Source organism: Proteus sp. GOKU, assembly GCF_015475555.1.
Taxonomy (GTDB): Bacteria; Pseudomonadota; Gammaproteobacteria; order Enterobacterales; family Enterobacteriaceae; genus Proteus; species Proteus mirabilis_B.
The window spans coordinates 2,372,227-2,385,246 of sequence record NZ_CP034105.1; the positions used below are offsets into that span (position 1 = coordinate 2,372,227).

The following is a 13,020-nucleotide window of genomic DNA, read 5'->3' on the forward strand; positions in this document are numbered from 1 at the left end:
ATATTGATGCCGTTTTTATTATTTATACTTTAAGATAATCATTACGTTACATTAAAAGCGTACTTCTCCTGCAAATAAGTAGCTTCGACCTCGGGCAGTTTGAGTATTACTTCCCGGATCTTGCATCATTGGCGCTGAATTACTTCTATCAAGCGCATTAGAATAGTTTTTATTCATTAAATTATGCACTGCAAATTTCAAAGAAATATTTTTATTAATTTTGTAATTACTATAAAGATCAATAACTGTCGGGATATTATCTTGTTGCACCATAGGGACTTTACCCGTATCAAAATCAACACCTTCAGGTGAAGATTTACGCGATTTCCCTGTTATTTGGATCACTGTACCTAGTTCTAATGACTGGTCATCAAAGAAGCGAACACCAGTATCAATAGTGGCATAATACTTAGGTAATTCAGAGGCAGGTGTTTGACCAAAGTCTGTACTGGCAATCGAAGTTGGTTGAGATGTACGCTGATCGCTATAAGAAAGGTTTGTATAAAATACCCCTGCATCATAATTTGCTTGAAGTTCATAACCCCGCAAAGTTACAGGCTCAAGGCTATTGGTATACAGGAAAATATTGCCATCATATTCAATTCCCGCATAATCTTCATCCGTTAAAGAGCCGTCATTTTTACAACGCACACCACCTTTACAAACAAAATAAGAATCACTAGAAATGTAATCTTTAATTTTTGTGTGGTACCACAACCCTTTAAATCGTAAGCTGTCACCTTCAATAATTAAATCAGGACGATAGCTATTGAAACCCAATTGAACAGTATCGGCCTTTTCACTTTTTAAAAATGGATTCATTGAAGCACCACCTTCATTGGCAAAGAAAATCTCTTGTGATGTGGGTGCTCTCATCGTTTGTGCATAACTGACAAATGGTTGAAATTCAGGAATAATTTCAGCAGAAAGTAACATTCCCGGATCCCAATTTCTATCATGGCGATTGACATTCCATTCACCTTCAGGGAAGCAAGCTGCGCGTGGATCGCAAGCAGGTTTTCGCCCTTTAATATGATAATCGACATAATTTAAATTTAGGTCGAGAGTATAAATATCGTATTCAAATTTCATTTGTGAGAAGAAGCTGGTTAAATCATTTTTTCCTTGAGGCGCAAAGGAATTATATTCAACCATATTTTGTGATTGCCACGGATCAGTAGAAGGTGCAATAACACTACGTTTGTATTCTGTTGACATTAATTTTGAGCCAAGTGTTAATGCCATATCCAATTCACCGTAATTAAAGCGACTGGTATTTTTCGCCACTAGTGAGTCTGATATATTTTTGGCATTCGCTTCTCGTAAACTCACAAGAGAATCACCCTCAAATTTTTGTGAGGCTTGGCTGTGGCTAAGCAGAATTTCACCATCAAATAAATCATTTAACGGTGTATAGCGATATTTTGCATAATAATCTTTAGCATCTATTTTGCGACGATTAAAATTGTTGTTATAAAAACGACCGCTTAATTCTAATTCATGAGAATCATTCGGCTTTATATTTATTTTAGTGAGTTCTGAGTGTGGCCTTTGATTAAATTCTTTGCTTGTCGAAAATTCTTCACTATTAAAACCAGCACCATTTTTATAAGAAGACTCTATTTTGTGTCCACTTAACGCAAGCATCGCCCCCACTGTACCATTATCATTAAATAATGAACGTTGGCCTGCCACCGCAACCATACCATTATAACCTAAGCCATTCGTACCACCAGCCGCTTTACTTCTTATCCCCCAAGAGTGGTTTTCAAATAAAATATCTTCAACACCAATGGTTTTAAAATTAGCACTTCCTGCTAGGGCATTAATACTGTTTTCACCATCTTGTTGACCACGAGAAATATCGATTTTAATAATAAAATTCGGATCAATCATGGTATTAAATTGATTGTAAGGTTGTGCGCCATGCGCATATTGACTGGGTGATGTGCTATACATAGTTTGTGTAACACCATCTACCATCATATTAACGCGCCCAAAACCACTAAGTCCGCGAATATTAACACTAACACCAGGTTGGCTTACATCCATTTGAGTATACGTACCCGGTGTTGATCGTAATGCTTGTTCAACAGATTCGAGATTATTAATTTCACCAATAGAACTATAAGCGCCCGGTTTTCCTAATGCTTTCTGTTCTGGTGTTTCTTTTTGTGCTGATGAAACTTTTAAGCTACTAAATTGAACCGCTTTATCCGCTTCAGATGCGATGACAGGATGATTAACACTCGAAAATAAAATAAGAGTGCTAAGTATTTTCCTTGTAAATTTCATAATAAACCTATTCTTTATTTTTATTTAAATAGGCTCACGTTGCTTTATATAAAGTAATTAAACTAGAAAATATTATTATTGTTATATTCGATTTAAATAATAGCGCTGTCTCTCTTAAAGAGAGACAGGCTAATTTTATTAAACTTATTTATTATTACAGATTATTCTATTTTATATTTTGAGCTTTAAAATAGACTTCAGGTTGTTCTAACATCAGAATAAAGGCATATTCTTTTGCCGTATCGCGTAAGCGATTAAAACGTCCTGATTTACCACCATGTCCTGCACTCATATTAGTATCAAGTAATAGTAGGTTATTATCTGTTTTTAATTCACGCAATTTAGCAACCCATTTTGCAGGCTCCCAATATTGCACTTGTGAATCATGTAATCCCGTTGTGACGAGTAAATGAGGATAGGCTTTAGCAACGACATTGTCGTATGGGCTATATGATTTTAGACGGAAATAAACGTCTTTATCCGCAGGATTTCCCCACTCTTCATATTCCCCTGTTGTTAAAGGAATTGAAGCATCAAGCATGGTTGTCACAACATCCACAAATGGAACTTGAGATACAACACCACGGTATAATTCTGGTGCCATATTCACAACAGCGCCCATTAATAAACCACCCGCACTGCCGCCCATAGCGTAAACGTGTTTAGGTGCTCCGTAACCATTGGCAATTAGGTATTTAGTGGCATCAATAAAGTCGGTGAAAGTATTAACTTTATGTTCCATTTTACCTTGGTTATACCAACGCTTACCTAATTCACCACCGCCACGCACATGTACAATCGCATAGACAAAGCCTCGGTCTAACAAACTTAAACGAGGTGAGCTAAATGAAGGGTCAATGCTACTACCGTAAGAGCCATAACCATAAATTAAGATAGGGTTTTCACCTTTCTTAAATAAGTCTTTGCGATAAACCAATGATACTGGAACTTCAACACCGTCTTGTGCTTTTACCCAAGTACGTTCACTTTCATACAGATCGCGTTCAAAGCCTTTTACCTCTTGCTGTTTAAGCAGTTGCTTTTGGTGCGTTTGCATATTCCATTGATAAGTTGAAGATGGTGTGGTCATAGAAGTATAACCAAAGCGAAGCTCTTCACTATCTGCTTGAGGGTTAAATCCTAACCATGCCATATAAACAGGATCGTCAAACGTAACATTGGTTGATTGACCTGTTTTCCAATCAATTTGACGTAATGACACTAAACCTTGTTTTCTTTCTTCAACAACCAACCAGCGATTAAAGAGATCAAAACCTTCTAAATCGACATCTTTTTGTGGCGCAATGACGGTTTCCCAAGGCTTATCAATTGAGGCTGTTTTATAAAGACCAAACAATTCACTCTCATGATTCGAACGAATATAGAATTCGCCATTAAAATGGTCGATATCATATTCACGTCCTTCTTGACGTGCAGAAAAAATAACCATCGGTTTTTCTGGTGCATTCGCGTCAATTAAACGAGACTCTGAGGTGGTTGAACTTTCAATAGAGACCAAAATGTAGTCTTCAGATTTGCTTTTACCCATCCATGTATAAAAGCGATCATCATTTTCTTCGAAGATTTTGACATCTTGTTTACGATCAGTGCCATATTGATGGCGATAAATTTGATAAGGCAATAGTGTTTGCGGATCTTTATCAACATAAAATAGTGTTTTGCTATCATTTGCCCACACTAAGTTTGCTGAAATATTGGTTAACACATTCTCTTTCCATGTGTTATCCGATAAATCTTTATAGGCAACATTATAGTTTCTGCGCCCTTCCTTATCTTCCGCAATAGCAATACGTTTGTTATCTGGGCTAATGGTCAAATCACCTAATTGATAGAACTCATGCCCTTTAGCACGTTCGTTTCCATCAACAAGGACTTCCCACTCACCTTCGCTATTAACTGGCTTGCGCTGATAAATTGGAAAATCTTTACCTTCTTGATAAATAGTACGATAAGTATAGCCATTATAAATATAAGGCACAGACTCATCGTTTTGAGCCATACGGCTGACCATTTCATTGAAGAGTGTTTCTTCAAGGGCTTTACCTTCTTTCATCACTGATTCGGTATAAGCATTTTCAGCATTCAGATAATCAAGCACTTTAGGATCTTTGCGTGAATCATCTCGTAGCCAATAATAATTATCTGTGCGCGTATCTCCATGATCTGTCATCACATGAGGTACTTTGTTCGCTTTTGGTGGCATCACTAGGGAGTCCTTCTGATTTTGAGCCAATGCAGGTGTTGCTGAAATTAACAATGCCATGATCGCACTCGTTAATTTCAACGTCATCCGTTTTTTTGTTGCGATTAACATAACGTTTTATTTCCTTTTGACCTGTCGTTAGAACGTTAGTGTAGAAAACTCAATTGGCATTTCAACCATTATTTTACCTTTCGTCAGTAACTCTACTGGTGGTATAGGTAAGGGCTCCGCACGTTTGAGTACTCTTTGTGCTTCTCTGTCTAAAGAGCGCACGCCACTACTGAGAATTAATTCACTAGAGATGACATAACCTTGTTCATCAACAAAAAAGCGCACTTTAGAAATACCGGTTCTACCTTTGCTTTTTGCTTCTTCAGGATAGGCTTTATAGCGATTAAGGTGCCCTTTAGTTTTAGCTTGCCATAATGCTAACGCGCTTTCTGAGCTATCTGAATCGCTGTCATAATTTGCACTAACATCATTAGATTGTTGTCTCGCCGCCGAGCGACTACTTGAAGGCGCTGATTGGCTAGACACATTTTCACTAATAGTGGGTGCTGGCTTTACTGGAGAGGTAATCGGTGTCACTTTAGCTGTTTGCTCTACATTGACTCTTTTTTTCGGTTTTTCTAGCAAGATGTCTGCATTTTCATTCACAATAAGATCAGGCTGTTTTTCAGCAACATCTTGCTCTACCTTTTTTTGGCTCGCTACCGCAAGTTGTTGATCGACGCCTACAACCTGTTTTTCATCGCTGAGTGCTTGTACGTTTTCACTTAAGCTCATCATTACAGCTAATTCAGGCTCTTGTATAAATACCGTATTCTCTTTATTGAAATAAAAATAAGCCATGACAAAAATAGCATGTACACCGATAGCCAAAATTAAAGCTTTAGAACTACAAAGCTGAAATTTTGGCATTTGATCCATACAAGAAGAAATAAGCATATTCGTGTTATCAAGAAATTAAGGTAATGCGACAGGTGTTATCCAAAGATAATCGGCATGAACTGAAGTAACATCACTTCCCTCTTCTGCCATTATCACGACTGTCACGCTTTCATTCGGTGCTAAATCAGCAACGTGTAAAGGCACACCCATTACTTTTGTCGCATGAAAAGAGCCAGCAATTAAAAGTGCGGGTGTCGGAGCATCTAATAAACTTTTAGCCATTGCACGATCACGCAATTGCTGAATAACTGTCATTTTTTCTGCTTGAGTTTTATCAAGCTCACCACCATGAGAAAGCTCGATTGTTTTTTGAATGAGTTGGCGAACGGATGTATCAGTTGAATGCACACCATCAATAATAGGAGGATTTTTATACGCACTAGATATTTCACTGCGATCAATATTGGCGGCTAACAAAGGATAATCAGCACTCAACCCTGCTTTAACAATGTTGCCATACCATTTCCAAGGCCAGCCTGAATTCCATTTCAATGCAGCCATTAATCTCTCATCACGTAAGTATTCAGAGCCTGAATAACGTTTCTTTGTGTTATCAACTAATGATTGTTGGCTTGGTGTTAGCATCTCAAGTAAAACCGCACCTTGAGGGCGTTTTTTAGGCAGCTCTGTCATCAACCAATATTCAATATCATGATGATAAGCATTGTCATGTTTTTCACCAATAATCACACGTGATTGGCTTGCTAACCGTGTTAGCAGTGTATCTGCCGTGATGGATTGCCCAGTCTGAGTATCAATGATGTTTGCCGACTGAATAATTGCCAGATCTACAGTTGATGCCGGTTGTTTTTCTATCGAATGACATGCTGAAAGACTAATAAATGAAACTAGTAGCAAGATCCTTTTTGATATTGAGAAAAACATAATCATCCTATTAGTTATATATACTTATTTTAGTTGGGCGAATAGGTTAATATTATTGCTAATAATTATCAATATCATTCTTATATTAATTTTCATTTAATGCTTTTGTACCTATTTTAGAAACACAAAAAAAGCGCCTGATAAAAGGCGCTTTATGGATGGAACTATCTAATTAGAGACAATTAGTTTTGAGATTGTGCCTGAGCTTCAACAACAGCTAATGCCACCATATTCACGATACGACGTACTGACGCAATTGGTGTCAAAATGTGAGCTGGTTTAGCAACACCCATTAATACTGGCCCTACTGTTACACCATCAGAACTCGTTACACGTAATAAGTTATAGCTAATACGTGCGGCTTCCATTGTTGGCATAACTAATAGGTTTGCAGAGCCTTTTAATGGGCTATCTGGCATCACGTCACGACGAATAGATTCTACTAATGCCGCATCTGCATGCATTTCACCATCAATTTCTAATTCAGGTGCGCGTTGTTTGATTATCTCTAATGCTTTTCTGAGTTTGATTGAAGATGGACTATCAAATGAGCCAAAGCTTGAACGAGAAACCAACGCTGCTTTTGGCTCAATACCAAAGCGACGGATAGTATCAGCAGCCATAATCGTAATATCTGCTAGTTGTTCTGCGGTTGGATCTTCATTGACGTAAGTGTCCGTAATAAAGGTGTTACCACTTGGCAATAACAGTGCATTCATTGCTCCAGCCGTTTCCATCCCTTCACGTAAGCCAAACACATTTTTGTAGATTTCAAAATGTTCAGAATAGCTACCTACAGTACCGCAAATCAGGCCATCTGCTTCACCTCGGCGAACCATAATGGCACCAATCAGTGTTGGATTACCAATCATTGCACGGCGAGCTTGCTCTTGTGATACACCGCGACGTTTCATGATTTGGTGATATTCTTGCCAGTACTCTTTGAAACGTGGATCGTTTTCATTATTCACCACTTCAAAGTCTTTACCCGCTTTAATATGTAAACCCAATTTCTGAATACGCATTTCAATCACACTAGGGCGACCAATTAAGATTGGTGTCGCTAATCCTAATGTTACTAGCTCTTGTGTTGCATGCAGTACGCGATTTTCTTCCCCTTCTGCTAACACAATGCGTTTTTTCTCTTTTTTCGCTTGAGAGAAAATAGGTTTCATAAATAAGTTCGTTTTATAAACAAACTCATTAAGGTGTTCGATATAAGCAGAGAAGTCTTCAATTGGGCGTGTTGCAACACCTGAATCCATCGCTGCTTTTGCAACTGCTGGCGCAATTTTCACAATCAAACGTGGATCAAATGGTTTTGGAATAATGTATTCAGGACCAAAAGAGAGCTCCTGATCACCATAGGCAGAAGCAACTTCTTCGTTTTGTTCTGCCAATGCCAATTCTGCAATAGCATGAACACAAGCAAGTTTCATCTCCTCATTAATTGCCGTCGCACCAACGTCTAATGCACCACGGAAGATGAATGGGAAACACAATACGTTATTAACCTGATTTGGGTAGTCAGAACGTCCTGTGCAGATAATCGCATCTGAACGTACTGCTTTTGCTTGCGGTGGTAAAATTTCAGGCTCTGGATTGGCAAGCGCGAGAATAAGTGGATCGCGTGCCATTTTTTTGACCATTTCTTGCGTTAATACGCCCGGCCCTGAACAACCTAAGAAGATGTCGGCATTATTAATAACATCATCTAATGTACGAGTACCGTTATCTTCAATCGCATAAGCCGCTTTAGTTTCTGCCATATTGGCTTCACGACCGCGGTAGATAACCCCTTTAGAGTCACATACAGTGATGTTTTCACGTGTTAGCCCTAAAGCAACCAATAAGTTCATACAAGCAATAGATGCAGCACCAGCTCCTGATACCACTAATTTTACTTTGCTGATCTCTTTTTTAATAATACGTAAGCCATTGAGAATGGCTGCTGTAGAAATAATCGCTGTACCATGCTGATCATCATGGAATACAGGAATGTTCATTTTCTCACGCAGTTTTTTCTCAATATAGAAACACTCTGGTGCTTTAATGTCTTCGAGGTTAATACCACCAAATGTTGGCTCTAATGACGCAATAATATCAACAAGTTTATCAGGATCTGTCTCATTAACTTCGATGTCAAAAACATCAACGCCAGAAAACTTCTTAAACAAAACGCCTTTACCTTCCATCACAGGCTTACCTGCTAAGGCACCGATATTTCCAAGTCCAAGTACCGCAGTACCATTTGAAATCACCGCGACAAGGTTGCCTTTGGCTGTGTAGCGATAAGCGGCAAGAGGATCTGCTGCAATTTCTAAACAAGGAGCGGCGACACCCGGTGAATAAGCTAATGCTAAATCACGTTGAGTTGTGAGTGGTTTTGTCGGTGTTACTGTGATTTTGCCAGGTACGGGAAATTCATGAAAATCTAGAGCGCTTTGTTTTAATTTGTCTTCCATCTTCATATCCTTTGTATCAATAGGGTAAGGGCTTCGTTAGTATAATGGTAATGGAGCGTTAAATCATGACGGCTCCGACACTTTTTTCAAATTAGTAAACTAGATTCATTATAAACAATTAATACCTAGTTATAGGTATATTATTAACGCTATTTAATTTCATCTGTGTAATAAACTCGAACAGAAAAAAGACAATATTTGTTTATTATTTACCAGATATTAAATTAACATTTAAAATAATTAAATTTTTTATATAGTTTAAAAAAACAATAACTATTTTCACTTGTTGATTATTTTTAAAATAGTCTTACCTCTGTACAACTCATTGTAACTATAAAGATTTTATAGAATTAGATGTTTTGTTAGTCTTTTTGGTTATTTTCTTTTTTACCCGTAACAATAATTGGTGTAATATTGCCAACCGTCAATTTTATTTTCTTATTGTTTTAATAAGATGTCTGATTCTAATTTTTATTCCTCATTTGGAATTTACTTTTTTATTTTCTGCTATTGGAAAGATTACGCACATTATTATTTTTTTTTAGGGAGAGGGGTTATGCCTAGCTACTCAATTATGATAGTGGATGATCACCCTATCATGAGATATGGATTACGGCTATTGTTAGAAAAAGACAAGGATTTTGTCGTAGTAAGCGAAAGTGGCAATGCTCAAGAGGCTGTAACCGCTGCAAAACAGTTAAATCCAGATTTAATTATGATGGATTTAAATCTACAAGGGCGTTCAGGTATTGATATTATTCGAACACTTCGTCGTTCTGGTTTAACATCTTATGTTCTTGTTTTATCCGTTTCTGATTCGCGTAATGATGTTTACGCTGCGTTGGATGCAGGCGCAAACGGTTATCTTTTAAAAGAATGTGAGCTAGACATGCTATTACTTAGTTTGCGTAAAGCGGCTGTTGGGCATCCGGTTTACAGTGAGCGAGTATGGCAATATATTCAGCTTAGGCAAAACTATTCTGATCCACTTTCAGCGTTGACTAAAAGAGAATTGGATGTTCTTCATGAAGTGTCTGCTGGAATGAAAAATAAGCAAATTGCTGAGAATTTATTTATTTCTGAAGAAACAGTGAAAGTTCACATTCGTAATATTTTAAAGAAACTGCAAGTCACTTCTCGTTTAGCTGCCAGTCTTATTCTTATTAAGCATCAGTACTAAACGTTTTACCCCGACACTGGGTCGGGGTAATAAGATATATCGTTTCAGTATTTCATTTAAGTCTGTATCAAGTCATTTATTACTCGATAGGTACAGGATAGCTCAATACTTTAAAATGGTTATCTGGTAATTTTTCGATATTTAACTGATACAACTCTCGATTTATTCCATTAATCACAATATCAAGTTCGCTAAAAGCGGATTGTATTTCTTCATTGGTTGCCCATGAAGGAATACCTCTCACTCCATAATAGAAATAAATTTTACTTTTACCTGAGTCTATTGGCTGAATTTCTTTTATCTGACTAATGAAAAGATGGCCATAGCAGAAATCTTGATAAGGTTGCCAAGCTTTACGCCCTTTTTCACTAAGATTAAACACCCACTCTTCTCCATTTGCGGTTTGTTCAATCAATCCAGCTTCAACTAATGCATGCATTCTTTCTAATACCCAGGGTGCATCATCTTCATTGCTGTACACAGGCCATTTCCCTTCGCCCAAACACAATAAATAATCACTGTTAAAAAAGGCCTCTAAGGCTATTTTATACTCATCAACTTTTGGACTGTCTTTTTCTTCATCAGCCCAGCTAAAAGAAGAGAGTAAAAGCAATATAAGACTCAGTGAAATACTTTTCATATTTTCTTTTACCAACGGAAATCTTTATTCGTATTTGTATTACTCTACGCTACACAATTCGTTACACTAACGTGACAGTTTAATATCCGATATATTTTATAATGTAAATAGGATTTTTCACTACAACAAAAGCTGTTATTTTGGAATTGTATAACACTCATTCACATCAATACTAATATTACGTATTGTCATATAAGGAAAATATCATGTCCACGACAAACCTGACATATACCATGTACGGCATAAAAAATTGCGATACCATCAAAAAAGCGCGTAAATGGTTAGATGATAATCATATTCCTTACGCATTTCATGATTACCGCAAAGAGGGTTTGACGGAAGCATTATTACGCACCTTTACAGAAAATTTAGATTGGCAGACACTTGTGAATAAAAGAGGAACAACTTGGCGTCAATTATCCGATGAAGAAAAGAACGCAATCACTGATGTTACCTCGGCGATTTCACTTATGTTAGATAAACCTGCCATTATTAAACGCCCTATTCTTGCGTCATCTGACAACCGTTTTATTGTTGGTTTTGATACCAATGATTATTCGACCTTTACAGGAGCCTAATTTTTATGTCCTGTCCTGTTATTGAGCTTGCACAACAACTCATTTCGCGTCCATCAATCAGCCCTGATGATCAAGGTTGTCAGCAATTGATCATTGATAGGCTTGCCCCTCTTGGTTTTACTATTGAAAGAATGCCTTTTGGTGAAACTGAGAATCTCTGGGCTTGTCGTGGTGGTGAAGGTGAAACGCTAGCTTTTGCTGGTCATACTGATGTTGTACCAACTGGTGATCCTAATTTGTGGGATAACCCGCCTTTTGAACCGTCTATTCGTGATGGTATGTTATATGGGCGCGGGGCGGCAGATATGAAAGGCTCGCTTGCCGCCATGATCGTAGCAGCTGAGCGCTTTGTTCGCTCTTATCCTGAACACCGTGGGCGACTCGCTTTTTTAATTACATCAGATGAAGAAGCTAAAGCCGCAGATGGTACGGTTAAGGTCGTACAATCTTTGATGTCGCGTGGCGAACGCCTTGATTATTGCCTTGTGGGTGAACCTTCAAGCCAACATCATTTAGGTGATATGGTAAAAAACGGTCGTCGAGGCTCAATAACAGCAAATTTAATTATTCAAGGTGTGCAAGGTCATGTCGCTTACCCTCACCTTGCAGAAAATCCTATTCATCTTGCCTCTCCTTTTATCCAAGATCTTGTTAATACTGTTTGGGATGAAGGCAACGAATTTTTCCCGGCCACCACAATGCAAATTGCCAATATTCATGCTGGTACAGGCAGTAATAATGTGATCCCCGGTGAGCTGTTTATTCAATTTAATTTCCGTTTTAGTACCGCTATTACAGATGAAGAAATTCGTCAACGTACAGAAGCTCTATTACAAAAGCACCAACTTCGCTACCAATTAGAATGGTCGTTATCGGGTCAGCCTTTTATTACTGGGCAAGGCAAGTTACTTGAAGCAGTACGTTATTCCGTTAAACATTACACCAATTTAGAGCCAGAACTCTCCACCAGCGGAGGCACTTCTGATGGCCGATTTATTGCCCAAATGGGAGCACAAGTTGTCGAATTAGGTCCAATTAATGCAACAATTCATAAAGTTAATGAGTGCGTTAATGCAGCAGATTTACAACAGCTTAGCCGTATTTATCAGCGGGTTATGGAGCAACTTATTTTATGATAACGCCTTTAATGTTAACAGGCCGTTCTACCGACCATTTAGTCACTTTATCCGGTCAGCATCGCTTACAGTTTAATGCCACTAAGGCTTTTTTAGCGTTACAACAACAAGCCACAAAAGCAGGCTTTAAATTAATGCCAGCCAGCTCTTTTCGTGATTTTAATCGTCAATTAGCGATATGGAATGGGAAGTTTGAAGGCAGTCGCCCTGTTTTAGATGCACAAAGCCAGCCTATGGATATTCATGCATTATCAGAAGGTGAACGCTGTATTGCTATTTTAAAATGGTCAGCCTTGCCCGGTGCAAGTCGTCACCATTGGGGCACTGAGATTGATATTTATGATCCGTTTCGCTTACCTGAGGGTCAATCATTACAATTAGAACCTTGGGAATACGAAGAAGGTGGCTATTTTGCAGAGCTTAATGAATGGTTAACGGAAAATATGTCAGCGTATGACTTTTATCGCCCTTTTACTCATAAAGAGAGCGATATTGCTTACGAGCCTTGGCATATCAGTTATTGGCCCCTTTCTCATGAAGCGTCTCTTGCTTACACACCTGATATTCTAAAATCGGTGTTAGAAGAAGAGGATATTTATGGTAAACAGTGGCTATTAGCTAATCTTGACGAAATATTTGCACGTTACATTGTTTTGCCTGAATAAC

The 13,020-nt window shown here is 38.0% G+C and carries 10 protein-coding genes; 4 read left to right on the forward strand and 6 right to left on the reverse strand.

All coding sequences use genetic code 11. From position 1 onward, the window contains the following. Nucleotides 1–51: 51 nt before the first annotated feature. The 5 genes from EHE21_RS11110 to maeB form a co-directional block, all read right to left on the reverse strand. On the reverse strand, nt 52–2,295 hold the full coding sequence (locus tag EHE21_RS11110) for a TonB-dependent receptor (RefSeq protein ID WP_194950713.1): 2,244 nt from the start codon (nt 2,293–2,295) through the stop codon (nt 52–54). 166 nt (nt 2,296–2,461) lie between these two features. Beyond that, nucleotides 2,462–4,630: a S9 family peptidase gene (locus EHE21_RS11115; protein ID WP_194950714.1), complete on the reverse strand. Its 2,169-nt coding sequence runs from the start codon at nt 4,628–4,630 to the stop codon at nt 2,462–2,464. Between the two features lie 27 nt (nt 4,631–4,657). Continuing rightward, on the reverse strand, nt 4,658–5,440 hold the full coding sequence (locus EHE21_RS11120) for an energy transducer TonB family protein (protein ID WP_228766671.1): 783 nt from the start codon (nt 5,438–5,440) through the stop codon (nt 4,658–4,660). Between the two features lie 45 nt (nt 5,441–5,485). Beyond that, nucleotides 5,486–6,355, reverse strand: coding sequence for a ChaN family lipoprotein (locus EHE21_RS11125; RefSeq protein WP_194950716.1), 870 nt, complete (start codon nt 6,353–6,355; stop codon nt 5,486–5,488). Nucleotides 6,356–6,537: 182 nt separating this feature from the next. After that, nucleotides 6,538–8,820, reverse strand: a complete 2,283-nt coding sequence (gene maeB / locus EHE21_RS11130) for an NADP-dependent oxaloacetate-decarboxylating malate dehydrogenase (protein WP_194950717.1) — start codon at nt 8,818–8,820, stop codon at nt 6,538–6,540. Between the two features lie 556 nt (nt 8,821–9,376). Here maeB and EHE21_RS11135 point away from each other — a divergent pair. Continuing rightward, on the forward strand, nt 9,377–10,000 hold the full coding sequence (locus EHE21_RS11135) for a response regulator (protein ID WP_069368881.1): 624 nt from the start codon (nt 9,377–9,379) through the stop codon (nt 9,998–10,000). A 79-nt stretch (nt 10,001–10,079) separates the two neighbouring features. Here EHE21_RS11135 and EHE21_RS11140 read toward each other — a convergent pair whose 3' ends face one another. Then, a complete protein-coding gene (locus EHE21_RS11140; RefSeq protein WP_088495312.1) occupies nt 10,080–10,640 on the reverse strand; it encodes a hypothetical protein in 561 nt (186 codons plus the stop codon). 206 nt (nt 10,641–10,846) lie between these two features. Here EHE21_RS11140 and EHE21_RS11145 point away from each other — a divergent pair, with 206 nt between their 5' ends. The 3 genes from EHE21_RS11145 to EHE21_RS11155 are packed head-to-tail and all read left to right on the forward strand — an operon-like array spanning nt 10,847 to nt 13,019. Then, entirely contained in the window at nt 10,847–11,218 is a 372-nt protein-coding gene (locus EHE21_RS11145; protein WP_194950718.1) for an ArsC family reductase, read from the forward strand. A 5-nt stretch (nt 11,219–11,223) separates the two neighbouring features. Continuing rightward, nucleotides 11,224–12,354 (forward strand): succinyl-diaminopimelate desuccinylase, encoded by a 1,131-nt coding sequence (gene dapE, locus EHE21_RS11150; RefSeq protein WP_088495310.1) that lies wholly within the window; start codon nt 11,224–11,226, stop codon nt 12,352–12,354. After that, on the forward strand, nt 12,351–13,019 hold the full coding sequence (locus EHE21_RS11155; RefSeq protein ID WP_194950719.1) for a M15 family metallopeptidase: 669 nt from the start codon (nt 12,351–12,353) through the stop codon (nt 13,017–13,019). Before dapE ends, EHE21_RS11155 begins: the two co-directional genes overlap by 4 nt. The last annotated feature ends 1 nt before the right edge of the window (nt 13,020 follow it).